28 protein-coding genes are annotated in these 25,030 nt (G+C 48.9%); 24 read left to right on the forward strand and 4 right to left on the reverse strand.

All coding sequences use genetic code 11. The features are described 5' to 3' along the window. Window positions 1-28: 28 nt before the first annotated feature. Window positions 29-601 (reverse strand): DeoR family transcriptional regulator, encoded by a 573-nt coding sequence (locus tag ACWJJ5_RS13410; RefSeq protein ID WP_070081369.1) that lies wholly within the window; start codon window positions 599-601, stop codon window positions 29-31. A 176-nt stretch (window positions 602-777) separates the two neighbouring features. Here ACWJJ5_RS13410 and ACWJJ5_RS13415 point away from each other — a divergent pair, with 176 nt between their 5' ends. The 5 genes from ACWJJ5_RS13415 (at window position 778) to ACWJJ5_RS13435 (ending at window position 4,780) form a co-directional block, all read left to right on the forward strand. Beyond that, window positions 778-1,119: a hypothetical protein gene (locus ACWJJ5_RS13415; RefSeq protein ID WP_003156306.1), complete on the forward strand. Its 342-nt coding sequence runs from the start codon at window positions 778-780 to the stop codon at window positions 1,117-1,119. A gap of 176 nt (window positions 1,120-1,295) precedes the next feature. Next, complete coding sequence (locus ACWJJ5_RS13420) at window positions 1,296-2,735, forward strand: PTS mannitol transporter subunit IICB (protein ID WP_014720723.1); 1,440 nt, start codon at window positions 1,296-1,298, stop codon at window positions 2,733-2,735. Window positions 2,736-2,760: 25 nt separating this feature from the next. Continuing rightward, window positions 2,761-3,192, forward strand: a complete 432-nt coding sequence (locus ACWJJ5_RS13425) for a PTS sugar transporter subunit IIA (RefSeq protein WP_012116817.1) — start codon at window positions 2,761-2,763, stop codon at window positions 3,190-3,192. Between the two features lies 1 nt (window position 3,193). Then, the gene (locus tag ACWJJ5_RS13430) at window positions 3,194-4,315 is read left to right on the forward strand and encodes a mannitol-1-phosphate 5-dehydrogenase (RefSeq protein WP_176283119.1); all 1,122 of its coding nucleotides are present in this window, start codon (window positions 3,194-3,196) and stop codon (window positions 4,313-4,315) included. Between the two features lie 69 nt (window positions 4,316-4,384). Next, window positions 4,385-4,780, forward strand: a complete 396-nt coding sequence (locus ACWJJ5_RS13435; protein WP_176283120.1) for a 3-hydroxyacyl-ACP dehydratase FabZ family protein — start codon at window positions 4,385-4,387, stop codon at window positions 4,778-4,780. A gap of 38 nt (window positions 4,781-4,818) precedes the next feature. On the opposite strand, the gene ACWJJ5_RS13440 is transcribed toward ACWJJ5_RS13435, so the two are convergent. Further along, the gene (locus tag ACWJJ5_RS13440) at window positions 4,819-4,983 is read right to left on the reverse strand and encodes a hypothetical protein (protein ID WP_003156294.1); all 165 of its coding nucleotides are present in this window, start codon (window positions 4,981-4,983) and stop codon (window positions 4,819-4,821) included. Between the two features lie 127 nt (window positions 4,984-5,110). Here ACWJJ5_RS13440 and ACWJJ5_RS13445 point away from each other — a divergent pair, with 127 nt between their 5' ends. The 9 genes from ACWJJ5_RS13445 (at window position 5,111) to ACWJJ5_RS13485 (ending at window position 12,521) form a co-directional block, all read left to right on the forward strand. After that, a complete protein-coding gene (locus tag ACWJJ5_RS13445; protein ID WP_003156292.1) occupies window positions 5,111-5,860 on the forward strand; it encodes a Cof-type HAD-IIB family hydrolase in 750 nt (249 codons plus the stop codon). Between the two features lie 205 nt (window positions 5,861-6,065). After that, a complete protein-coding gene (locus tag ACWJJ5_RS13450) occupies window positions 6,066-6,830 on the forward strand; it encodes a 5-oxoprolinase subunit PxpA (protein WP_063174369.1) in 765 nt (254 codons plus the stop codon). A 22-nt stretch (window positions 6,831-6,852) separates the two neighbouring features. Continuing rightward, on the forward strand, window positions 6,853-8,067 hold the full coding sequence (locus ACWJJ5_RS13455) for an NRAMP family divalent metal transporter (protein WP_044053272.1): 1,215 nt from the start codon (window positions 6,853-6,855) through the stop codon (window positions 8,065-8,067). A 4-nt stretch (window positions 8,068-8,071) separates the two neighbouring features. Continuing rightward, complete coding sequence (locus ACWJJ5_RS13460; RefSeq protein ID WP_454022465.1) at window positions 8,072-8,869, forward strand: putative hydro-lyase; 798 nt, start codon at window positions 8,072-8,074, stop codon at window positions 8,867-8,869. A 25-nt stretch (window positions 8,870-8,894) separates the two neighbouring features. Beyond that, a complete protein-coding gene (gene pxpB / locus ACWJJ5_RS13465; protein ID WP_094247233.1) occupies window positions 8,895-9,626 on the forward strand; it encodes a 5-oxoprolinase subunit PxpB in 732 nt (243 codons plus the stop codon). 2 nt (window positions 9,627-9,628) lie between these two features. After that, window positions 9,629-10,636, forward strand: a complete 1,008-nt coding sequence (locus ACWJJ5_RS13470; RefSeq protein ID WP_094247900.1) for a 5-oxoprolinase subunit C family protein — start codon at window positions 9,629-9,631, stop codon at window positions 10,634-10,636. 17 nt (window positions 10,637-10,653) lie between these two features. Continuing rightward, the gene (locus tag ACWJJ5_RS13475) at window positions 10,654-11,403 is read left to right on the forward strand and encodes an IclR family transcriptional regulator (protein WP_317461700.1); all 750 of its coding nucleotides are present in this window, start codon (window positions 10,654-10,656) and stop codon (window positions 11,401-11,403) included. Window positions 11,404-11,467: 64 nt separating this feature from the next. Beyond that, complete coding sequence (locus ACWJJ5_RS13480; protein ID WP_102422340.1) at window positions 11,468-12,109, forward strand: GDSL-type esterase/lipase family protein; 642 nt, start codon at window positions 11,468-11,470, stop codon at window positions 12,107-12,109. Between the two features lie 196 nt (window positions 12,110-12,305). After that, window positions 12,306-12,521, forward strand: coding sequence for a YczI family protein (locus ACWJJ5_RS13485; protein ID WP_369719110.1), 216 nt, complete (start codon window positions 12,306-12,308; stop codon window positions 12,519-12,521). Here the strand turns inward: ACWJJ5_RS13485 and ACWJJ5_RS13490 are convergent. Continuing rightward, window positions 12,492-12,812, reverse strand: a complete 321-nt coding sequence (locus ACWJJ5_RS13490) for an antibiotic biosynthesis monooxygenase family protein (protein ID WP_003156282.1) — start codon at window positions 12,810-12,812, stop codon at window positions 12,492-12,494. The genes ACWJJ5_RS13485 and ACWJJ5_RS13490 overlap by 30 nt on opposite strands. Window positions 12,813-12,968: 156 nt before the next feature. Between ACWJJ5_RS13490 and ACWJJ5_RS13495 the strand changes: the two genes are divergently transcribed. The 9 genes from ACWJJ5_RS13495 to ACWJJ5_RS13535 all read left to right on the forward strand — a co-directional run bounded on the left by ACWJJ5_RS13495 (window position 12,969) and on the right by ACWJJ5_RS13535 (window position 24,090). Further along, window positions 12,969-14,972, forward strand: coding sequence for a penicillin-binding transpeptidase domain-containing protein (locus ACWJJ5_RS13495; RefSeq protein WP_278071574.1), 2,004 nt, complete (start codon window positions 12,969-12,971; stop codon window positions 14,970-14,972). Between the two features lie 113 nt (window positions 14,973-15,085). Beyond that, window positions 15,086-15,988: an aldo/keto reductase gene (locus ACWJJ5_RS13500; RefSeq protein ID WP_167859891.1), complete on the forward strand. Its 903-nt coding sequence runs from the start codon at window positions 15,086-15,088 to the stop codon at window positions 15,986-15,988. A 299-nt stretch (window positions 15,989-16,287) separates the two neighbouring features. Continuing rightward, window positions 16,288-18,372, forward strand: coding sequence for a BglG family transcription antiterminator (locus ACWJJ5_RS13505; protein ID WP_454022466.1), 2,085 nt, complete (start codon window positions 16,288-16,290; stop codon window positions 18,370-18,372). A gap of 221 nt (window positions 18,373-18,593) precedes the next feature. Continuing rightward, window positions 18,594-20,108, forward strand: coding sequence for a class I adenylate-forming enzyme family protein (locus tag ACWJJ5_RS13510; protein WP_024084895.1), 1,515 nt, complete (start codon window positions 18,594-18,596; stop codon window positions 20,106-20,108). A 158-nt stretch (window positions 20,109-20,266) separates the two neighbouring features. Beyond that, the gene (locus ACWJJ5_RS13515) at window positions 20,267-21,127 is read left to right on the forward strand and encodes an SDR family oxidoreductase (protein WP_070081377.1); all 861 of its coding nucleotides are present in this window, start codon (window positions 20,267-20,269) and stop codon (window positions 21,125-21,127) included. A 12-nt stretch (window positions 21,128-21,139) separates the two neighbouring features. After that, window positions 21,140-21,643, forward strand: coding sequence for a D-lyxose/D-mannose family sugar isomerase (locus ACWJJ5_RS13520; RefSeq protein WP_014304360.1), 504 nt, complete (start codon window positions 21,140-21,142; stop codon window positions 21,641-21,643). 86 nt (window positions 21,644-21,729) lie between these two features. Further along, window positions 21,730-22,353, forward strand: a complete 624-nt coding sequence (locus tag ACWJJ5_RS13525; protein ID WP_014304361.1) for a GNAT family N-acetyltransferase — start codon at window positions 21,730-21,732, stop codon at window positions 22,351-22,353. 6 nt (window positions 22,354-22,359) lie between these two features. Continuing rightward, the gene (locus tag ACWJJ5_RS13530; RefSeq protein WP_003156270.1) at window positions 22,360-22,782 is read left to right on the forward strand and encodes a pyridoxamine 5'-phosphate oxidase family protein; all 423 of its coding nucleotides are present in this window, start codon (window positions 22,360-22,362) and stop codon (window positions 22,780-22,782) included. A 498-nt stretch (window positions 22,783-23,280) separates the two neighbouring features. Then, window positions 23,281-24,090 carry a lipid II flippase Amj family protein gene (locus ACWJJ5_RS13535; protein ID WP_014304362.1) on the forward strand — a complete coding sequence of 270 codons (810 nt, stop codon included), beginning with the start codon at window positions 23,281-23,283 and terminating at the stop codon, window positions 24,088-24,090. 37 nt (window positions 24,091-24,127) lie between these two features. Here the strand turns inward: ACWJJ5_RS13535 and ACWJJ5_RS13540 are convergent, their stop codons facing one another. Beyond that, window positions 24,128-24,418 (reverse strand): DUF3817 domain-containing protein, encoded by a 291-nt coding sequence (locus ACWJJ5_RS13540; RefSeq protein WP_003156265.1) that lies wholly within the window; start codon window positions 24,416-24,418, stop codon window positions 24,128-24,130. 176 nt (window positions 24,419-24,594) lie between these two features. Between ACWJJ5_RS13540 and ACWJJ5_RS13545 the strand changes: the two genes are divergently transcribed. Continuing rightward, window positions 24,595-25,029, forward strand: a complete 435-nt coding sequence (locus tag ACWJJ5_RS13545) for an Lrp/AsnC family transcriptional regulator (RefSeq protein WP_003156263.1) — start codon at window positions 24,595-24,597, stop codon at window positions 25,027-25,029. The last annotated feature ends 1 nt before the right edge of the window (window position 25,030 follow it).

The raw sequence follows: 25,030 nt of genomic DNA on the forward strand, positions 1-25,030 counted from the left end.
GATGACACCGCCTTCCGGTTGGTTGTTGTTATGTCTTGCTGCAGGTGCATCCCTTCTGCCTGTCGTGTAAGATGATGTCCGCCGCCTCGTCAAAGGTGCAAATGACCCCGCCGAATCCTTTTTGAAACCGTTCTGCGTAATCAAGCGTTGAGAAGGGAATCGCCTGAGGCCGGCAGCAGTGAAGGTCAATATCGGCATGGACTAAAAAGTATGCGGAAGCGGCCGTCAGTGTCGTCTGGAGAAGAAAATCCTTACAAATGACGTGGGACACTTCTTCCTTTTTATCCTCATACCGCAAAATCGCGCAATGAATGCAGCACATCTGCTCAACGGCTTGTGAAACGGTAATAAGCTGAACAGAATACGAATGCTGAATCGGCCGCAGGCAATAGCCGCATTGATTGGCGCTTTGTTCTGAAGCGGGAGGGAGCGTAATGCCGCCGGGTGTCCGGATAATCCGGTTTGCATCCGCCAGCTGATTGACGTCTCTGTACACGGTCATCTCGGAGACGCCGAATCTCTCGCTTATGTCAGAGATTTTCAGCGCGCCCTCTTCTTTCAGCCATTCAAGCAAGGTTTGCTGTCTGTGAATCGGAAGCAATTCTGCATCCTCCTTTTTATGCGAATGAGTGATGAACCTCCCTCTAAGAGTAGATGTTTTCACAAATGCACACAAGAGCCTGATGATAAAATATGTGAAAAAATGTTGAACAATCACAAATGTAAAACACGCAGTCGGACTCTGTTATAATAGAAGAGTTGAATGGAGGAATAAACATGAAAGAAACGACCTGCCCGAACTGCGGCAAGCCGATTACAGGCGACATGGTCAGATCATCCATGATCCCGTGCCAGTTTCAGTGCGGGCATTGCCATGTGAAATTGCGTGAATATAAAGTATCAGCTCCGATTATGGCTGCGGCCATTGCGATCACGGTGCTTTTGATTTATCTTGTGCAGATGGCCAGAACCGCCGTCATGCCGATGTTTCCGGCAGCGCGGTATGTGCCGGCCGCCATTTTCGCGCTCGTATGTGCGTATCCGGTGTTTATTGTCAGTGAGCGGCTCATTGCCAAGCTCGTCGTCACAAAAGGACACATTATATACAGAAAGCGGTAAGACACCTTTGATGAGGTGTCTTTTTTTTTGTTAAGGATTTGTCACAGTCTCTATGCCAAACTCCTCTTTACTTTTCATTGAATGGGGATTGTAAGCGTTTTATGATGAAGACACAGGGGAGAGAGAAACCCCGTGTCTTATTTATTTTCATCTGAAGGCAGGCAAACAGGGAGGGAATGAACATGCAGCAAGAACAGCAAGCTGGCATGAAAGTGAAGATACAGCGGTTCGGCAGTTATTTAAGCGGTATGATCATGCCGAATATCGGCGCATTTATCGCATGGGGAATTATCACCGCGCTGTTTATTCCGGCGGGATGGTTTCCCAATCCGCAGCTGAATACATTGGTAAGCCCGATGATTACGTATCTTCTGCCGCTTTTAATCGCATATACGGGCGGAAAAATGATCTATGATCACCGCGGGGGAGTCGTCGGAGCGACGGCCGCCATCGGAGTCATTGTCGGAGCGGACATTCCGATGTTCTTAGGGGCAATGATTATGGGGCCTTTGGGCGGTTATCTCATTAAACAATTAGATCGTGTGTTTAAAGATAAAGTCAGACAGGGTTTTGAAATGCTGATCAACAACTTCACGGCGGGAATTATCGGCGCAGTGCTGACGATTATCGCGTTTTATGCGATCGGCCCGGTCGTCCTGTCTCTTAACAAATTGCTGGCGGCGGGTGTGGAAGTCATTGTCCACGCGAATTTGCTGCCGATTGCAAGCGTTTTCGTAGAACCGGCGAAAGTCCTGTTCCTGAATAACGCGATCAACCACGGCATTTTAAGTCCGATCGGAATCGAGCAGGCCGCCAAAGCGGGTAAATCCATTCTGTTCTTAGTGGAAGCGAACCCCGGACCGGGACTCGGTATTTTACTGGCCTATATGTTCTTTGGGAAAGGCTCTTCAAGATCAACAGCTCCCGGAGCGGCGATCATTCATTTCTTCGGGGGGATTCATGAAATCTATTTCCCTTACATTTTAATGAAACCGATGCTGATCCTCGCGGCGATCGCCGGGGGAGCGAGCGGACTGCTTACATTCTCGATCTTTAACGCGGGTCTTGTCGCCGCATCATCTCCGGGAAGCATCATCGCCATTTTGGCGCTGACGCCGAAAGGAAGCTATCTCGGCGTGCTGGCGGGCGTCATCGTTGCCGCGGCCGTATCGTTTATCGTCTCGGCGCTTATTCTGAAATCGTCTAAAGCGGGCGAAGAAGATTTGACAGCCGCGGCGGAAAAAATGCAGGAAATGAAAGGCAGGAAAAGTGAAGCGGCGGCCGCATTGGCAGACAAAGAGGAAGAGCCGGAAAACAGCGCCGCTGATATTTCCGCTGACCAAGTCAGCCGCATTATCTTCGCATGTGACGCGGGTATGGGATCGAGCGCAATGGGCGCCTCCATTTTAAGAAACAAAGTGAAAAAAGCAGACCTGGATATTGATGTGACAAATACGTCGATCAATAATCTTCCGAATGACGCGGATATCGTCATTACGCATAAGGACCTGACTGACCGCGCGAAAGCGAAGCTGCCGCAGGCGGTGCACATTTCGGTTGATAATTTCTTAAACAGCCCGAAATACGATGAACTGATTGAAAAGCTTAAAAACTAATCAAACAGAAAGAGGGATCTTCATCATGGAAGTATTGGCTAAAGCGAACATCAAACTGAACCAGACAGTGAACTCAAAAGAGGATGCCATCCGCCTGGCGGGACAGACGTTGATTGATAACGGTTACGTGAAGAACGGCTATGTGGAAAAAATGTTCGAACGTGAAGAAACATCATCCACGTTTATGGGGAATTTCATTGCGATCCCGCACGGAACGGAAGATGCGAAGGATGAGGTGCTTCATTCAGGCATTTCCGTCATCCAGATTCCGGACGGTGTGGAATACGGTGAAGGCAATACGGCAAAGGTCGTTTTCGGTATCGCCGGAAAAAACAATGAACACTTAGACATCCTGTCAAACATCGCCATCATCTGCTCAGAGGAAGAAAACATTGAACGGCTGATCAGTGCAAAGACGGAAGAAGAACTGGCCGCTATTTTCAGCGAGGTGAACTGACATGATTGCCCTTCATTTCGGAGCGGGAAACATCGGGCGGGGCTTTATCGGCGCCCTGCTCCATCATTCCGGCTATGACGTAGTTTTCGCTGATGTGAATGAAACGATGGTCAGCCTTCTCAATGAAAAGAAGGAATATACCGTGGAGCTTGCCGACGGCGGCAGGCAGACAGAAATCATCGGCCCCGTTTCAGCCATCAACAGCGCGGTGCAAGAACAAGAGCTGTACGGGCTGATCAATGAAGCGGCGATCATTACGACGGCGGTGGGCCCGAACGTTCTCAGACTCATCGCTCCGTCCATCGCGGAAGGTCTGAAGCGCAGAACGTCCTCTGAGCCTCTCAATATCATTGCCTGTGAAAATATGATCGGCGGCAGCAGTTTTCTGAAAAAAGAAGTTTTCGGACATTTGACGGAAGCGGAGCGGGAACTCGTGAACCGGACAGTCGGCTTCCCGGATTCTGCGGTAGATCGGATCGTGCCGATTCAGCACCATGAAGATCCGCTGAAAGTATCCGTAGAACCGTTTTTTGAATGGGTCATAGACAGAACCGGCTTTGCCGGCGATCAGCCGGTACTTAAAGGCGCGTTGTTTACGGATAATCTTACACCTTTCATTGAGAGAAAGCTGTTTACCGTCAATACCGGGCATGCCGTCACGGCGTATGTCGGCTATCAGCGCGGATTAAAAACCGTCAAAGAGGCCATCGGCCATCCGGAAATCCGGCGTGTCGTGTACGATGCACTTTCAGAAACGGGCGAGTACTTGGTGAAAGCGTACGGCTTTAAGCAAGCCGAACACGAGCAGTACATGAAAAAAATCATCAGCCGCTTTGATAATGAATACATCACGGATGATGTGACAAGAGTCGCCAGATCACCGCTCAGAAAACTCGGAGCGAATGACAGATTAGTAGGGCCGGCCAAAAAAATAAAAGAACCGAATGCGCTGGCGGAAGGTATCGCCGCCGCCCTGCGCTTTGACTATCAGGATGATCCGGAAGCGGTTGAGCTGCAAAAGCTTATCACGGAAAAAGGCACGAGCGGCGTTCTTCAAGACATTTGCGGTATTCAGCCGCATGAACCGCTGCACGGCATCGTGCTCAAAAAGCTCAATCAATAAAAATGAACCCGCGTCGGGGGGACGCGGGTTTTTTCTTGCGTTATAATGAGAGGGAAGGGAGGCTGCGTGATGAATCAGACGCTATTGCCCCATCGTTTTCCGTTTCTTTTGATTGACGGCACGACGAACAGTGAAGCCGGAAAATGGGCGGCTGCTTACAAAAACATCAGTGAAAATGACTGGTTTATAACTGAATCCCAAAGAGAGATGCCATTTTCGCTCGTCGTTGAAGCAATGGCCCAAACGGCGGCTTGCGCGGGAATTACCGGCGGTGACGGCCTCGGTCTCTTATCCGCGGTGAAGAAAGCGGAAAGGTTAGGTGCCGCTTTGCCGGGAGACCGTCTGGATCTTTTTTTTGAGGTCACACGAATCAGACGCGGTTTTGTGTTCGGCCGGGCGAAAGCGTCCGTTGCGGGAAAGCCTGTGGCGGATGCCGAGCTCAGCATATTTATCCAGCCATCGTAAAAAAAGCCGCCTCCATCGGCGGCTTTCGGACAAGCGTGTTATTTTGTATCATAATCTCTTTCACTTTGTGAATTGTCCCTTTGGTCATGTTTGTGTTTTTCGTCATTGGCGTTTTCCTTCAGCTCTTCCAGCGGAATCGGATCGGTTAAATCATGATGTTCAGGATTTTCATTCGGTTTATTCTTTTGTTTTCTTTCTTTCATCCTCCATCACCTCAATATTTATTTTCCTCAACGCTCGCCCTGCCAAACGCAGGAAGCGGTTTTTTGTTCCTGTGGGTCATATGTATTAAAATAGAGACGACTACAATATAAAAAGTGAGGTACATATATGCCGATACAAAGAGAAGACGCAGATATTAAACTGATCGCGATTGATATGGACGGAACCCTGCTCAATGACGAGCAGCTCATCCCGGAGGAAAACCGGCGGGCGATCAAGGAAGCGGAGGCGAAAGGAATTCACGTCGTCATCAGCACAGGACGCACGCTGATGACCTGCCGCGAACTGGCTGAGTCTCTCGAGCTGTCATCCTTTTTAATCACGGCAAACGGCAGCGAAATCTGGGATTCCAACTTTGAGCTGGTTGAGCGCAAGCTTCTTCATACCGATCATATTCAAAAATTATGGGATCTGAGGAATAAGCACAACACGAATTTCTGGGCTTCCACCGTCGATAGAGTGTGGAGAGGGGAATTCCCGGAAACGATTACGGATCATCAGTGGCTCAAGTTCGGGTTCGAAATCGAGGATGACGAAGTGCGGAATGAGGTGCTGAAAGAGCTCAAAGAATACAAGGAGCTCGAAATCACAAACTCAAGTCCGATCAACATCGAAGTCAATGCCCTCGGTATCAACAAAGCGGCTGCGCTGGCGAAGGTATCGGAAAAACTCGGCTTCACGATGGAAAATGTGATGGCCATGGGTGACAGTCTGAATGACATTGCCATGATTGAAAAAGCGGGTGTCGGCGTCGCCATGGGGAACGCGCAGGACATCGTGAAAGAAACAGCTGACTGGGTGACTGATGTCAACACGGAAAACGGGGTCGCCAAAGCGATCCGCCACTGGGTGTTATAATAGAAAAAAGAGAGAGTCTCAGCATGAGGCTCTCTTTTTTTGTTTTGTCAGATTTGTGACTAGGTCTATGGTAGGTTTTCTGACAAAAGGATGTTCAAACCTGTCAGAATTAAATATAATGAAGAGAAATTCAACAATTCGGAATAATCGTTCCGAATATCGGAATGATAATAAAATAAAACGTTTACAATACAGGAGGGAGCTTATGTTTCAGATTGACATCAATTGTGATTTAGGAGAGAGTTTCGGTGCTTATAAAATCGGACTGGATGAAGAGATTTTGGATTATGTGACATCTGCAAACATCGCCTGCGGCTTTCATGCGGGTGATCCCAGCGTGATGCGCAAAACGGTTGCGCTTGCGGCGGAAAAAGGCGTGAAAATCGGCGCTCATCCGGGACTGTTTGATCTGCAGGGATTCGGGCGGAGGCAGATCGCGATTACGCCCGAGGAAGCGTATGATCTGACGCTGTATCAAATCGGCGCGCTGTCAGGGTTTTTAAAAGCGGAAGGTGTCGAGATGCAGCATGTGAAGCCGCACGGCGCTTTATATAATATGGCCGCCGTCAATCCCGGCCTGTCAGAAGCCATCGCTCAGGCGGTCTTTCATTTTGATCCCGGACTTATTCTTTTCGGGCTTTCCGGAAGCGAGCTGATTAAAGCGGGAGATCGACTCGGACTGAGGACGGCAAGCGAAGTGTTTGCGGACCGCACCTATCAGGAAGACGGCACGCTGACGCCGCGTTCGGAGCCGGATGCGCTGATTCAGGACGACAAAAAAGCGGTCGGGCAAGTGATTCAAATGGTGAAAGACAGCACGGTGACATCACGTAAGGGACAAGCTGTAAACCTGAAAGCGGACACGGTCTGCATTCACGGAGACGGCGCCCACGCCCTCACATTCGCAAAAACAATCAAAAAAGAATTAAAAGCGGCAGACATTCAAATCAGCGCGCTTGCAAAAGACTGAGCAGCAGAGGGAGGAAGACAGCATGGAGCAAAAGAAAAAAACAGCCGGAAAGGCTTCCGGCAAATGGTCGCTTCTTTTAGGCGCGACATTTTTGATGGCGACATCATCAATCGGGCCCGGCTTTCTGACGCAAACGGCCACGTTTACCAATACATTGGCGGCAAGCTTCGGCTTTATCATTTTAATCTCTATTATTTTGGACATCTTCGCGCAAACCAATGTATGGCGGATTATCGCGGTTTCCGGAAAGCGCGGCCAAGAGATTGCCAATATGGTGCTTCCGGGCGCCGGTTATGCCATTGCTTTTCTGGTCGTGCTCGGCGGACTTGCGTTTAATATCGGAAACATCGGCGGCGCGGGTCTCGGTCTTCAAGTATTATTCGGAATCAAACCGGAGATCGGCGCTTTAATCAGCGCTGCGATTGCGGTTCTGATTTTCGTCATAAAGGAAGCCGGAAAAGTCATGGACCGTTTTATGCAGATCGCCGGAATCGTCATGATCGTATTGACGGTGTATGTTGCCGTAACGACGGCTCCGCCGGTCGGACACGCCGTTGTGAAAACTTTTATGCCTGATCATATCAGTGTGCTGGCAATCGTGACGCTTGTCGGCGGCACGGTCGGCGGATACATTACATTTGCCGGCGGCCACCGCTTGCTTGATTCAGGCATCCAAGGGAAGGAAGTCATTCCTCAGGTGACGAAAAGCTCCATCACGGGCGTCTTGATTACATCTATTATGCGGATTGCCCTGTTTCTCGCCGTGCTCGGCGTCGTTTCAAAGGGCCTGCGCATCGATCCTGATAATCCCGCGGCTTCTGTGTTCAAGCTTGCGGCGGGAAATGTCGGCTATAAAATTTTCGGCGTCATCATGTGGTCTGCCGCTATCACGTCTGTCATCGGCGCCGCCTATACATCGGTGTCATTCTTCAAATCGTTTTCGGCAAAAATCGAAAAGCACTCACATGGCGTAATTATCGGTTTTATCATTGTATCCACTCTTATTTTTGTCACGATCGGCCAGCCTGCCAAAATTCTGGTCGCGGTCGGTTCGCTTAACGGCTTAATTCTGCCGCTTGCATTAGCGATGATTCTGTTGGGCGCTTATAAGAAAAAAATCGTCGGCGATTACAAGCATCCGATCTGGCTCACGATTGCAGGGGCGATCGTAGTGGTTGTCATGGCGGTTATGGGCATCTATACATTATTCTCGCAAATGCCGCAGCTATGGAGCTGATGATATGAAAAACCATATGAGAGATACGAGTCCCGAAGAAGTCAGACAGCTTATCAGGAAAGGGCAGATGACCGGGCCGACGGCGGGGTTGGCCGCTTCTTACGCACAAGCCAATCTCGTTGTTTTGCAAAAGGATCTTGCCTTTGATTTTCTTTTATTCTGCCAGCGTAATCAAAAGCCTTGTCCGGTGCTTGATGTGACGGATGCGGGTTCACCTGTTCCGGCAATAGCGGCGCCGGGAGCTGATATCCGGACGGACTTTCCGAAATACAGGATTTATCGGCATGGCGTGCTTACTGAAGAGGTAACGGATATTACGCCGTATTGGAAGGATGATTATGTCGGGTTTTTGATCGGCTGCAGTTTTTCATTCGAGCAGGCCCTTATCAATCAGCACATTCCAATCAGGCACATCGATGAAGGCGTGAACGTTCCCATGTATAAAACAAATATTGACTGTGTTCCGGCGGGCCCGTTTTCAGGAAAGATGGTCGTCAGTATGAGACCGATTCCGGAAAGGCTTGCAGTCCGCGCGGCGCAGGTCACGTCACGTTTTCCCGCCGTGCACGGCGCCCCCGTCCGCATCGGAAATCCGCAAAGCATCGGCATCAGCGATTTGCATCAGCCGGATTTCGGAGATGCCGTAACGGTGCGGGAAGGTGAAGTTCCCGTATTCTGGGCCTGCGGCGTTACACCCCAGGCGGTGATCATGGAAGCAAAGCCTGATATCGTAATAACACATTCACCGGGGCATATGCTGATCACCGATATACGAAATGATCGCTTGCTGTCCTGTAAGTGAGAAAGAATACAACGAGGTGATGACAATGATGCAGTATAGCGGAAATACAGCGCTTGATATACAGCCGTACGGTGATTCCGCCGTTATCATCCGCTTTGGCGGGCACATCAGCGAAGAGGTCAACAGCCGGGTGCATGCGGCGGCAGCCTGTATGGAAGAACGGCCGTTTCCGGGCTTTGTTGAATGTATTCCGGCATTCACAAGCTTAACGATCTTTTATGACGTGTATGCCGTCTCAAACATAAAAAAAGGCATCTCTCCTTTTGCCCTGGTCAAGAAAGAAGTGACAGAACGTCTCAGTCATATAATGACCGGCCGCAAAGAAGAGCGCCGGGTGATGGAAATCCCCGTTTGCTACGGCGGTGATTTCGGTCCCGATTTAGAAGAGGTCGCTGAGATGAACGATCTGACCCCGGAAGACGTCATCCGCATTCATACTGAAGGCGAATATCTCGTTTATATGCTCGGATTTGCGCCGGGATTTCCGTTTTTAGGAGGAATGTCTGAGCGGATCAGAGCACCGAGAAAGGCGTCGCCAAGGCCGTCCATCCCGGCCGGTTCAGTAGGAATCGCGGGAATGCAGACCGGTGTGTATCCGATATCCACTCCCGGCGGCTGGCAGCTGATCGGCAGCACCCCGCTCCGGCTTTTCAGGCCGGAAGAACATCCGCCGAGTCTTTTGAGAGCGGGCGATACGGTGAAATTCGTCCGGATCACAGCAGAGGAGTACAGCCGCATCAAGGAGGGAGCCGAATGAGTATGAAAGTGGTAAAACCCGGTCTCTTGACGACGGTTCAGGACACGGGACGGACGGGATATCAGAAATACGGTGTATTGGGAAGCGGCGCAATGGATACGATCTCTCTGCGCATCGCCAATCTTCTTGCCGGAAATCAAGAAAAAGAGGCGGGGCTTGAAGTTACGCTTATGGGGCCCGGGCCTTCCTTTGAGTTCTCAGAACCCGCGGTTATTGCCGTCACGGGGGCGGATTTCGCCTTTCATATTAATGGGGAGCCCGCCCCTCTGTGGAAACCGGTTTTGATAAAGGAAAACAGCGTCGTCTCATTCGGGCCGTGCAAGATGGGGAGCCGCGCATATCTCGCCGTCGCGGGGGGATTTGACGTGCCCGCCGTCATGGAAAGCAAAAGCACGTATGTCAGAGCGGGGATCGGCGGCTTTTGCGGAAGAGCGCTGCAAAAAGATGATGAGCTGCCGCTCGGCCGTATGACGCCATGTTCGGAATCAATCGCGTACCGTCTGAGCGATTCTTTCGGACAGCATGGTTTCTCAGCGCCTGATTGGTCTGTCAGCAGCAGAGGATTTCTGCCGCTGAAAAAAAATCCGGTCATACGAGTGCTTGAAGGCGCTCAATTTCACGCTTTTACAGAAGAAGCAAAATTACGTTTTTATCAAGAGTCATATACGGTCACGCCTCAATCCGACCGAATGGGCTACCGGCTGAAGGGCGCTCCGCTTGAATTGCGGGAGCCGCTGGAAATGGTATCTGAGGCCGTGACGTTCGGAACGGTGCAGGTGCCGCCGGACGGCAATCCGATTATTCTGCTGGCTGACAGACAGACGACGGGGGGCTATCCGCGGATGGCGCATATCATATCCGCCGATCTTCCTCTCGTCGCCCAAACGATGCCGGGGGAACACATTACGTTCCGGGCCGTTTCGCTGGAGGAAGCGGAAATGCTGCTTTTGGAGAAGGAACAGCAGCTGAAGGAGCTGAAAGCAAGGCTCAAAATGGAATGGGTGATCTGACAAAGGGGCTAAAGACCATGGAAAACAAAAACAAGACCGTCATCAAATCAATGGAACTGCTTCATTTGTTTCTGACTGAACCGAGCCTGAGCCTAAATGAGCTGGTTTCTCTATCGGAAATGCCGAAGACCTCGGTTCACCGGATGGCAAGCTCACTGGAGGAAACGGGGTTTCTCACCCGGGCAGCGGACGGCCGTTATCAGCTTGGCCTGATCTTTTTACAATTCGGCCAGCTCGTCTCTGAACGTCTGGATATCAGGAAAATAGCCAAACCGATTATGGAAGAGCTGTGCGGCGAAGTGGATGAGGCCGTTCAGCTGATCATGAGGGACGGGGATGAAGCCATTTACGTCGAAAAAATTGAAGGCACCCAAACCGTCCGCCTGTATACGGCAATCGGCCGCCGGTCGCCGCTGTACGCGGGAGCGTGCGCCAGAAGCATTTTATCGTTTCTGCCGGAAGAGGAGATTGACACATACATTCAGAAGACAAAGCTTGCCGCAATCGCCTCAGGCACGATGACGGATCGGGCTGAACTGCTTCACTCCATTGAAAGATCCTTGCAATCAGGTTATACGATCAGCTATTCGGAATTAGAAGATTATACGGCGGCGATCGGGGCGCCGATTTTCAATCACGAAGGTAAGGTGGCTTCCGGAATCAGCATCGCCGGCTTCGAAGCCCGGTTTTCAGAGGACAGGCTGCCGTATTTAACCGAAAAGGTCAAAAACGCCGCACAGCATATTTCTGAGAAATTAGGTTATTGACCGAGCCAATTTTTCTTCACTCGCGTACATTACAATATCGATAGTAACGAGTGGAGGAAAGTAAATGGGACTTGTTTATACGGCGCTGGGGGATTCTTTGACGACGGGGAGGGGATCCGGACCGTTTTCCGCCGGTTTTGTCCAGCGGTTCGGGCGCATGATGGCAGAAGATTTACAGACAAAAACCGACGTATCCATCTTTGCCAAATCAGGCCTTGAGACGGGAGAAATTCTCGGGCTTATGTCCTTCCCGTACATTCAGAGGCGGATTCAGGCTGCTGATATGATTACGATTACAGGCTGCGGCAACGATTTGATCGATTCGGTTCAGGCATATCAGCAAACATCGGACGCTTCGGTATTCACCAGCGTGTCCAGTCACTGCCATGAGAACTTTGAAAAGATGATAGCCAAGATTGCTGCCTTAAAAGGGCCGCACCCGTCTCCTTATGAGATCCGCGTCTTCAATTTATACAATCCTTTCCCGGGCATCTCCATTGCAGAAAAATGGATATCCTCTTATAATGCGCACCTCAGCACGCTCGCATCGGCGCCGCACGTCAAAATTGCCGACGTCCACAGCGCTTTCAAAGGAAAAATGAATGAATATCTTTCTCATGACCGCGTACACCCCAACAGCAAGGGGTATGAAGTCATGGCATGCGTCCTGCGGGGGCTCGGATACGGAAGCCTCGCCCGCTCATAAACCGCGCGCTCCTTTTCATGGGGAGCGCGCTTTTCGTGCTCCTTAAAACAAACTTAAAATTGTCCGACTTTCGTTCTATCCGCGCAAAAAGTACGCTAGAATAATGGGGGATAAAGACAGAAATAGAATTGTGTTCAAAAAATGATAACAGAAAGGATGGATTGCTTTGCTGCGCGCCTTAAAACTGTCACTCGCGATGCTGATTATTATACTTGCGGCCGCCGCATTTACGTATGCGGAACATACCTCTGTCATACAGCCGGTTATGCTCGTGTTTCTCGGTGCGGTCATGTTCATTCAGGGGCTGGAGGAAAAACGGAAAGAAAACGACGGCTCCGGGAAATTCAATATCTATACCGCCGTTTTTGTATGGTCGATCTCCTTAATCGGTTTTACGCTTCACGCGATCTGAGTCTGATAGATCCTGAAAATGCTCCACAACGGGAAATGGTGAATAAAAACGGTGCAGTAAGGCTTTCCATTCCTGATATTCCGGCGATCCGCGAAAGCCTTTTGTATGATCTTCTAAAGTCTCCCATTCCACAAGCAGCAAATATTTATGCGTCTTTTCCATACATTTGGACAAGGAATGGGACAGATAACCTTTCATGCCCGCGATAATCGGCTCCGCCCGGCGGAATGCCTCTTCGAATTCCCCCTCAAGGCCTTCTTTTACATACAGCATGGCTGCTTCTCTGATCATCTGAAATTCCTCCTTTTTTTAATAGATACATTGTATAAGAATATGGCCCGTGACGGCCGAAAAAACAAAAAAATTTTAAACGCTCTGAGAAAAAAATCCTTGCCAGCCTGATTTGGTTTAGGAGAAAATAACAGTTGGAAGGCAGGGGAATAGACAGTGAAAAAAGGGTTATACCTATTACTTTTACTCGCAGGAATCATAGGTTTGATCGGCTGCTCGAAAACGGAATCGGCCGAAGACAGAATGAAAGATTTCGTAAAAGACTGGAACGGCGGTCATTACGATAAGATGTACCAAAGCCTCACCCAGGATGAAAAGAAAAAACAATCCAAAAAGGATTTTGTAAAACGATATGAAACCATTTATGAACAAGCAGGGGTCAAAAATCTGAAAGTCACTGCCGAAAAACAGGACGAAGACGATAAGAAAAAAGATGACCTCCAGCACATCGATTATAAAGTCAGCATGGATACAAAAGCAGGGAAGGTCGCTTTTGAAAACACGGCCGTCCTGAAAAAAGAGAAAACAGACGATGGAGAATCATGGAACATTGACTGGAATCCTTCTTTTATTTTCAAACAGCTTTCCGATGACAAAACCGTGCAGATCGCAAATGAGGAACCGAAGCGCGGACAAATTTACGACAAAGACGGAAAAGGTCTCGCCGTGAATACCGAGGTGCCGGAAATCGGCATTATTCCTGGAAAACTCGGCAAGGATAAAGACAGCGTGATCAAAAAACTGTCTGAAAAACTGGACCTTTCTGAAGACGATATCAAAAGCAAACTGAACCAGGGCTGGGTAAAAGACGACTCCTATGTCCCGATTCAAAAAATCAGACCGGATGATGAAAGCAAGGTCAAAAGCCTGCTCGCACTAGACGGCGTGACGAAAACGAAAGTCAGCTCCCGCTACTATCCGTACGGCGAAAAAGCGGCCCATCTGACCGGCTATATTAAAACCATCACAGCGGAGCAGCTGAAAAAAGCGAAAGACGGCCAATACAGCGATACTTCCAAAATCGGCATCGCCGGCCTTGAGAATGTATATGAAGACAAGCTGCGCGGCACGACCGGCTGGAAAATTTACGTCCCGCAAACAGGTGAGGTCATTGCTGAAAAGAAAGCCGAAAGCGGGCGGGATATTCATGTAACGATTGACATGAAAACGCAGACGAAGCTGTATGATTCTATGAAAGACGACAGCGGAGCGGCAGTCGCCCTCGAACCGCAAACGGGAGAGACCCTCGCGCTCGTCAGCGCACCGTCTTATGACCCGAACGGCTTTCTTTTCGGCTGGAGCGGAAAAGAGTGGAAAAAGCTGAATGAAGATAAAAACAATCCGTTTTCAGCGAAATTCAACAAACTTTATGCGCCGGGATCAACGATTAAACCGATTGCCGCGGCAGTCGGCCTGACAAACGGCACATTGAAAGCGTCGGAAAAGAAAAAAATCACCGGTAAAGAGTGGCAGAAAGATTCGAGCTGGGGCGGTTACCATGTCACACGCGTATCAGAGCGCCTGAATGAAGTGGATCTCGAAAACGCGCTGATCACATCGGACAACATCTACTTTGCGCAAAATGCCATAGATGCCGGAGCGGACGCGTTTACAAAAGGATTAAAAACATTTGGCTTTGATGAAGAGATTCCGTACCAATTTCCGATTGAAAAGTCCTCAATCGCTAACGGCAAGCTTGATTCCGAGATTCTTCTCGGAGATACGGGCTACGGCCAGGGGCAGATGCTGATGTCTCCGCTGCACTTAGCGGCTGACTATACCGCATTTGTAACAGACGGAAATCTCGTCAAACCGACATTGATCAAAGACGGAGAAAAAACACCGCAAATCTGGCATAAGCAAGTGGTGTCAAAAGCCAATGCCGAAGAAATCACAAAAGGGCTGAGAGGCGTCGTTGAAGATCCGCGCGGCTCTGCATATCAGCCGGCCGTAAGCGGCATTACCGTAGCCGGAAAAACCGGCACAGCCGAGCTGAAAACGTCTAAAGAAGATAAAGACGGCAAAGAAAACGGCTGGTTTGTCGGTTACGATTATAAAAAGAAAGACCTCTTGATCGCGATGATGATTCAAGACGTCAAAAAACGCGGCGGAAGCCATTACGTCGTTGAAAAAGCGAAAAAGCAGTTTCAGAATCATTAAATGACGATTTTTGCGGGCTGAAAGGAAAATCGGCCGCCGAAGCAGAATGAAACAGCATGGGCAATTCCTGAAAACAGAGATACAAGAGGCTCTAAGAAAAAGGGGGATTTCACATGCAGCGCATTCAATTGGCTGAAGACCTGGAATTTTCAAGAGTGATACACGGGCTTTGGCGTCTGAACGAATGGAATGTTTCAGACGGAGAGCTGCTGAATCTGATTGAATGGTGTATCAGCCAAGGCATCACCACCTTCGACCATGCCGATATATACGGCGGTTATACGTGTGAAAAGCTGTTCGGCGGCGCTTTGTCCCTTTCGCCTTCAATAAGGGAGCGAATCGAAATCGTCACAAAATGCGGGATTGTCATTGAATCACCGGAGCGGCCCGGAAACAAGTCGCATCATTATAATACGTCGAAGTCTCACATCTTAGCGTCGGCGGAGCAGTCGCTTTTGAATCTGAATACGGATTATCTGGATGTGCTGCTCATTCACAGACCGGACCCGCTTATGGACCCGGAGGCTGTGGCTGAAGCGTTTCACGCGCTGAAAAGCTCGGGCAAGGTCAGATATTTCGGGGTATCGAACTTTAAAGCGCACCAGTACAGCATGCTCGAATCCTATTTGGATGATCCGCTCATCACAAACCAAATTGAAATATCGGCGTACGAGCTGCAAAATATTCATGACGGCACGCTGGATTTCTGTCAGGAAAAACGCATTCCGCCGATGGCGTGGTCACCGCTTGCGGGCGGGAGCGTCTTTACAGGACAATCAGATAAGGACCTCCGAATCCGTGCCGCGCTTCGTTCCGTACAGGAAGAAATCGGCGCCGCTTCCATTGACGAAGTCATGTACGCATGGCTGTTCACCCACCCGGCAGACATCATGCCGATTGTCGGCAGCGGAAAAGAGAACCGCATTTCCGCCGCGGTGCGTGCATCCGCGTACAAACTCAGCCATGATCAGTGGTTCCGGATTTATACCGGTGTCCAAGGCTGCGATATTCCATAAACAGAACAAACGCCCGGAAGGTATCTTCCGGGCGTTTGTTTATGTGGTGTGCAATGTCTAAAAACAAGTAAGGTCACTTTGAAGTATAGCCGTGCGGATCAAGAGTAACAAGCGTCATGGCATATTATCTGACACATTTTTCTTTTTCAATACTGTCACACGACCCAGTGCCAAATTGCCATTTGAAAATGGTTGAATAATCATTGAAAGCGTTTTATATTATAATTTACACCACTTTCCCCGGCAGCACTCCCCATATGCCATACTTCTCACAACTAGAAAATCTGGAGGCGCGTTTCATGTATATGACAGCGAGAGAACAAAAATTAATGAAACATCTATTACTGCAGAACCGTTACGAGACAGTGCATGAACTGGCAGAAGCTTTACAAGTCAGCACAAGAACCGTTCACCGCGAGTTAAAAACAATCAAACCGATGATGGAATCATTCGGTCTGGCACTTGATAAACAGCCCGGCAAAGGACTGAAAGCGGTAGGAAACCCGGAGGACAAACAAAAACTCCTGTCAGACCTGTCCTATGAACAGCATGAATACAGCGCTGAGGAGCGGAAACTTTTAATTCTATGTTCACTATTAGAGTCGCAAGAGCCGATCAAGCTCTACAGTCTGGCGAACGAACTGCAAGTGACAAACGCGACAATCAGTTATGATCTGGATGAGCTGGAGACCTGGATCGCGCCCTTCGGCTTGACGCTGATCCGAAAAAGGGGCTTCGGCATTCAGCTGACGGGGCCGGAAAATGCGAAACGGAAAATCGTCGGCAATCTCATCGTCAACCGGCTTGATATTCAGAGCTTTTTGGAAGCGGTTGAATTCAATATTAAAGGAAAACCTGACGATGCTGAAAAAATGTTCGGCGTCGTAAATAAAGCGGAACTTTTGAAAATGGACCGGCTCTTGATTCAGCTCAAGGAAAAAATCGCGATCGCCTTATCTGACAGCTCATACATGGCGCTTGCGGTTCATTTAACCTTTTCAATGGACCGGATCAGACTCGGAGAAACCATCACGATGGAGGCTTCGGAACTAAAAGCGCTGCAGCAGACGAAGGAGTACGGCTCTGCGCTGGAAATGGCAAAAGAGCTTGAAAAAGCGTTCGGCGTTTCAATTCCGGAAGCTGAGATCGGTTATATCACCATTCATTTGCGGAGCGCCAACCGCCAATACAAAACGGAATTCAAACCGGAAAACATTGAAGTTGAAACGGCCTTGCAAACGAAGCAGCTGATCGGCTTCATTTCTGAAAAAATCAAAATTGATCTGACGGAAAACGGTTCTTTATACGACGGTTTAATCGCCCATCTGGAGCCTGCGATCAACCGGGTGAAAGAAAATATCGACATGTACAACCCGATGACCGAGCAAATTAAACGCGACTACTTTCTGCTGTACATGGCCGTAGAAGAAGGAATGGAAAAATTCTTTCCGGGGCTTCTTTTCTCTGATGATGAGATCGCTTTCATCGTTCTTCACTTCGGCTCCGCTCTGGAAATCAAACGGGAAGAAGCGAAGATCAGGGCGCTGATCGTCTGTTCCAGCGGCATCGGGTCGTCCAAAATGCTCGCATCCAGACTGAAAAAGGAGCTTCCGGAAATCCGTTCCTTTGATATGTCTTCCCTCATCGAACTGAAGGACCGAGACATCACCGCGTATGACATGATCGTATCCACCGTTCCGATCCCGTATGGAAACATTGATTACGTCATGGTCAGTCCGCTTTTAAACGAAGAAGACGCTGATCAGGTGAAGCAGTACATCAAAAGAAAAATTCCGCTGATTCTTGACAAAAAAAGAAACGGTAAAAGAGAAGAGAAGCAGCCGGAGACGCCTGATATGCTGGAAGCGGCCGGCCGTATGGCACATTATGCGGCGGTTATCCAAAGCGTGCTGCGGAACTTTTCGGTCAAATCCATTGAGTCAAACACGGCGTACGAACTGTTTTTGAATCGTTTGTTTGCTATGCTTGAGCAAGAAGGATTTGTCCGTAATGCCAAACAAACCGCACAGCGCCTTGCAGAGCGTGAACGACAGGGCGGACTCGGCATTCCGGGAACGGCGATGGCGCTGTACCATCTCAAAAATGAAGAAATTGTCACGCCTTTTTTCAAAATTTATGATTTGACGGCTCCATGCAGTGTCAAAGGCATGGACGGAAATTCCCTGACCGTCGGCCGCGCTTTGGTGATGATGGCGCCGGCTGATATGCCCGCTGAAGGGTCGGAAATACTAAGTGCGGTCAGCTCCGCCATCATCGATTCCGAAGACAGTATAAAAGCCTTCCAGACGGAGGATGAAGCCGATTTATACAAACGTTTAAACAAGCTGTTTTATCATTTCATTCAGGAGAAAGGACAGCGGTAAACAGAAAGCGCACACCTCATATGGGGTGTGTTTTTTTCTGCATGTATGAGGGTAAGGGGAAGGGAAGAAACTAAAAACATGGGACTATTGTATCATTCACGAATGGAATAGTTCTAAAACAAAATTGTTTTACAAGTTATATTTTTTGGTTTAAAATGGGTTGCGTGAGGAAGAAAATCTGACAGAGTTTTTTGTGATTTATGATTATGGGAGATGAAAATATGGAGACATTACAGCATATGATTCTGCATGACATTTCAAATAGCGAAGAGATCGAAGCTGTAAAAAGCGGTGCGCATACCCTGACCTACGCGGAATATCGAAAACGAATCAACCAGCTTGCACAAGCGCTTCTTGATAAAGGAATAAAAAAAGGCGACAGAGTGGCGATGCTTTGCAAAAACGGCCACGCGTCATCCATTGTCATGTTTGCGGCACTCGAAATCGGCGCGGTTGTTGTGCCGGTCAGCTGGCAATTAACACCTTACGAAATGAAAGGCATTTTAGCAGCCTGTGAACCGAAAGCTGTCTTTTTCGGCACTGAATTTAAAGAGATTATGGAAGAAGTTCTTCCTGCGCTGGTATCTTCTCTTAAACTGAAGGTCGAGACAGGAACAGCTGCGGAGACAACGCCTGAGTTTGACGCTTTATTGACAGGCTCCGGTGATACACCGGATGTCGAAACGGTGTCTGAAAACGATACGGCATTGCTGATGTTTACCTCAGGTACAACCGGCAATCCGAAACGCTGCATGATCACTCACGGCGGCATATACAACTACGTAAACGCGACATTGGCTTACACGGGGAGAATGCAGCATGTCCGCTTCTTAGCATGCCATCCGAATTACCATACGAGCGCGATTATCTGCCAGATGGTCGGTACGATGAGCGGAACGACATTCATTATGACAGACAATCAGGACCCTGTGGAAAACTTGAAGCTCATCGAAAAAGAAAAAATTCAAACCATCATGGCGCTGCCAGTCTATTTCACATACCTGCTGAAAGCATGGGAAACGCACCAGACTGACATGTCTTCTATCGTTTATATGATGACGGGAGGCACAAAGGTGCCAAGCAGCCTGATCCAGCAGTATCTCGACATCGGCATCCCGCTCATGCACGGATACGGAAGCACGGAAGCGTGGGGCATCAGCTCTTGGAATCCGCAAATGGGAATGGATAAAGCCGCTTCCGCGGGTAAACCGATGGAAGAAGTGGACGTCCGCGTTGTAGATCCGGAAACAGGTGAAGTCCTTCCGCAAGGCTCAATCGGAGAAGTCGTTGTGACAAGTCCGTTTTTATTCAAAGGCTACGAAGGTAATGAAGAAGCGACACGAAAAGTGCTGAAAGACGGCTGGTTCCATACCGGCGATTCCGGCTATGTGGATGAAGACGGATTTATTTTTATCACCGGACGTTATAAAGATGTCATCATCTACGGCGGCGATAATATTTATCCCGACCAGATTGAAGAAGTCATTCAGCAAGTGCCGGGCATTCTCGAAACGGCGGTTGTCGGTATCCCTGATCCGCTTTACGGCGAAAAGCCGAAAGCGTTCATCGTGACAAACGGCAGAGAAGACCTGACAGAAGAAGAAGTGACCCGATTCCTGCAAGAACGTCTTGCTGCCTTTAAAATTCCGGACATTGAGTTCGTCAGCGAACTTCCGAAAAACAACCTTGGAAAAGTGAGAAAAGACGTGCTCCGCAAACAAGCGGTACGTTCATAATAGAAAACAAAAACCCGGCTGCCAGCCGGGTTTTTTTCTTGCGTTCCATGTGAAACATTTTTCTCCGAAAACGTTTTGAACTGTCTCAATCATGTTTATCCGGAGGACAGCCGAGGTAGACAAGAAATATGACAACGAACCAGAAGGAGGAACTTGACATGGAAAACTATCCGAAGGAATTCCCGGCGGAATCACAAAACCGCCAGCCGGGCATTGAAAGCGAAATGAATCCGACGCCTGTTTACGAATACAAAGAATATAAAGGCGCTGACAAATTAAAAGGGAAAACCGCGCTCATCACAGGGGGCGACAGCGGTATCGGACGCGCCGTTGCGGTTGCTTACGCGAAGGAAGGCGCAAATGTCGCGATCGTCTATTTTGATGAACACGGTGATGCGGAAGATACAAAAAAACGAGTGGAAGAAGAAGGCGTAAAATGTCTGTTAATCCCCGGCGATGTCGGTGAGGAAGACTTTTGCAATGAAGCCGTTGAAAAAACGGTTGAAGAATTCGGGCGTCTTGATATTCTCGTGAATAACGCCGCGGAACAGCATCCGAAAGAAAGCATTAAAGACATCACAAGCGAGCAGCTTCACAGAACCTTTAAGACAAACTTTTACTCACAATTTTATTTGACTAAAAAAGCAATTGATTACATGAAGCCGGGCAGCGCGATCATCAATACGACATCCATTAATCCTTACACAGGCAATCCGCAGCTGATTGACTACACGGCTACGAAAGGCGCGATTAACGGTTTTACGAGATCCATGGCGCAAGCGCTCGTCAACGATGGTATCCGTGTCAACGCCGTGGCGCCGGGGCCGATCTGGACACCGCTTATTCCGGCGACATTCTCAGAAGAAACAGTCGCTTCCTTCGGTCAGGATACGCCGATGGGCCGGGCAGGCCAGCCTGTTGAGCATGTCGGATGCTATGTGCTCTTGGCCTCAGACGAATCCTCTTATATGACCGGACAGACGCTGCATGTCAACGGCGGCAGATTTGTGACCACATAAGGAGGCAGACCCATGACGATATCGAAGCATGACGTGAATGCATACTATCAAAAAGCGGGAATCGTTCTGACTGATGATGAAGTCGAAGACATTCAAATCATGGATTACGGTTTAGGCAAGCTTGAGGAAACCGGGCTTCAGCTGTTTATTTACGTGAATACCGACCGCTACTGTTCGAAAGAATTGGTGCTCTTCCCGCGCCAGACGTGTCCGGAACACCGCCATCCGCCGGTCGGCGGCGAGAAGGGAAAACAAGAGACATTCCGCTGCCGCTGGGGGAAGGTGTATCTCTACGTGGAAGGCGAAAAGACAGAGAACCCAAGCGTCCTCCCGCCGGAAGAAGACAAGGAATACTACACCGTCTGGCATGAGATTGTGCTTGAGCCAGGCGGACAATACACCATTCCGCCGGATACGAAGCATTGGTTTCAAGCGGGAGAAGAAGGGGCGGTCGTTACGGAAATGTCATCGACAAGCACGGATGATCACGATGTTTTCACCGACCCGCGCATTTAAGGATGAGGCTGCACGCCTCATCTTTTTTGTATGGAAAAAAATAAATTTACCTGTATAATGGCTAATAAAGGAAAGAAGGTGCGGTCGTGTTTTCCTGTCAAATCCGGGAACATCTGACGATCAGATTGCTTGCCAAAGAAGATACGGACGAATTGTATTCTGTTATGAAGCGAAATCAAAACCATCTCAGCGAATGGCTCAGCTGGGCGGAAGAACTGGCTGACATCGATACGTACCGCGATGTGATCATCCCCGAATGGCGCTATAAATACGCGGAAGAGAATGGGTTTGACGCCGGAATTTTTGTGAAAGGCCGGTTTTGCGGCATGATCAGCATCCATAATGTCGATACAGTCAATCAAAAAGCAGAGATCGGCTACTGGCTGGATCGAGAGCATGAAGGATTCGGCATTATCACCGCAAGCTGCCGGGCGGTCATCACCCATGCATTTCAGGACCTCGGGCTGAACCGCATCATGATCAGCGCGGCTGAAAAAAACACGAAAAGCAGGGCGGTGGCGGAACGGCTCGGATTTCAGAAAGAAGGACTGACGAGAGAAGGCATTTTCGTACAGGGCGCCTATCATGACACGGTGAACTACAGCATGCTGAAGCGGGAATGGAGCGAAGATCGGCAGAAGAGCACATTTCTTGGTTTAAATGTCTCCCCAATGTGGAAAAGTAACAGCGGAGACGTTAAAAAGGAGTGATTCTTCATGAATCAAAATGAAATCAAAGAAAAAGTGCTTGAAGTACTGGATCATCATAAAGTCGGTTCGCTTGCGACGGTAGAACAAGGCAAACCGCATTCACGCTACATGACATTTTTCCATGACGGCTTAACGATTTACACGCCGACGAGCAAAGACACTCATAAAGCGGAAGAAATTGAAAACAATCCGAATGTTCATATTCTGTTAGGGTATGACTGTGAAGGATTCGGTGACGCTTATGTGGAAGTGGCCGGAACCGCCAAACTGAACAACTCAGCAGATTTAAAAGAAAAGCTGTGGGATCCGAAACTGGAACGCTGGTTTGACGGAAAAGACGATCCGAACCTGGTGATTCTCGAAATTGAACCGAAGCAGATCAAGCTCATGAACGCGGGTGAAAAAACGCCGGCCGAGCTGGAACTTTAATAAATCATTTGATTATTAAGGGGCAATCTGTTATACTTAACTGCTAAGTGACAACATGCAAATAAAAAAGAAAGTAAACTTCTTTTTTCTGTTTTGATATAGAAGCTTCAGGCTTCAACGGACAGCTTGAAAAAAAGCTGAGCTTATTCTTTTCCTTCTGATATTCGCCCCTAACGAAGAGATGGAAAAAAGACTTTTTGTTTTACAATTCACACCGGCGCGGCTTCGGAGCCGCAGTGACGATTGAGAGGTAGGGCTTTCGTTGTCTTGTGTTCAAGAACTTCCATGGTGTTTACTTTCGAAGAATGATTCTGTCGGAACTGTTAATACGAATCACCCGCGGGCTAAGGCGGGCAACCATATATTATTTATTTGCGTAAGAAAAGAATAAGACAAAACCGCGCCGGACATCCGGGCGGTTTTTTTATGTAAACGGCCGAAACCTCGCCGCAGTCTGCAGAGTCTAATCAGTATGAAAAGATTTGGAGGAATCATACATTGCACGTTATTACTTCACAAGTACTGTTTATCTTCTGTTTTCTGCTGCTGATACATTCGATTGAAACGCTTGCCTATGCAACACGGCTTTCCGGCGCGAGAGTCGGATTTATCGCGTCCGCGCTGTCATTATTTAATGTCATGGTTATCGTGTCGCGCATGTCAAACATGGTTCAGCAGCCGTTTACCGGACATCTGATTGATGCCGCCGGATCAAACGCTCTGTCTGTTGTGGGCGCTCAGTTTCGATTTTTAATCTTCGGCTCCACGGTCGGAACGATGCTCGGCATCTGTCTTTTGCCGACATTCGTCGCGTTATTCTCCAGGGCGATTATACACTTGGCGGACGGAGGAGGCTCCGTCATGCAGGTATTTAAAAAAGGATTTTCACTGAACGGGCTTAAGCATGCGCGTTCTTATATCAGACTGCCGTCAGTCTCCTATTTAAAGGGGCTTCAATTCCGAATGATCCCGAAACGCTTGTTTGTCATTAATATGGTCATTACGTCGATTTACACGATCGGCGTTCTGTCCGCTCTGTACGCCGGCCTTCTGGCGCCTGAGCACAGCACGACGGCCGTGATGGCATCAGGCTTAATCAACGGAGTTGCGACTATGCTGCTGGCCGTGTTTGTTGACCCGAAAGTCTCCGTACTGGCAGACGATGTGGCGAAGGGCAAGCGCAGCTACGTCTCCTTAAAATGGACATCATTGACGATGGTCACATCAAGGGTCGCGGGCACGCTTCTCGCCCAGCTCGTATTCATCCCCGGCGCTTATTATATCGCCTGGGTGACGAAATGGATGTAACGCATGAAAAAAGCTCCTCTGCAGAAGAGGAGCTTTTTTATTGATAATTTCTCAGGCCGCGATCATAAATAAAATTACCGAACGGAATAAAGGCCGCGATAAAACCGGCGGCTGACCATTTCACATGCCATTTGACAGTAAACGCCGCATACGCCAGCACCGCCAGATAAATGATAAACAAACCGCCGTGAATGGAACCGGCAATGGTGACGGCGAGCGGATGATGAGCCCAATACTTCAGCGGCATCGCGATAAACAGCAGCACCAAAAGCGACATTCCTTCAATAAACCCCATCGTGCGAAGTCTGCCGATCGGCGTGTGTAACATACAGCTCCCTCCTGTCGGACATCTTTTTTCCTCTATACTATAAGCAAAGGGCAGTCCTAATATGACCATTTCGCGTCTGTTCCTGAAAAAACCTTCATGATTTCAGCCTGTTGTTCTTGTCATTTTTCGGATTTCTCTTGATAATATAGCCAAAAGGGTAAGGAAGGACTACAGTCATGAAACTAGATAATGTGGATCTGAGCATCATTAAAGAGCTGCAGCGGGACAGCCGCCTGTCCATGCGGGAGCTGGGCAGAAAAATCAAATTGTCAGCCCCGTCCGTCACAGAGCGTGTCAGACAGCTTGAATCCTTCGGCGTTATTAAGCGCTATACATTGGACATTGATCAAAAAAAGATCGGGCTCCCCGTCTCCTGCATTGTCGAAGCGACGGTGAAAAACGGAAAATACGATCAATTCAAAACCTACATTCAATCCATTCCCAACATTGAATTTTGTTTTCGGGTCGCCGGGGCGGCGTGTTATATGCTGAAGATTAACGCGGACAGTCTGGAAACGATCGAACATTTCATCAATCGCACCTCTCCGTATGCCCAAACCGTGACCCACGTCATTTTCTCAGAAATTGACACAAAAAACGTCCTCGATTAGA

It is taken from the genome of Bacillus sp. JK74 (assembly GCF_053663395.1).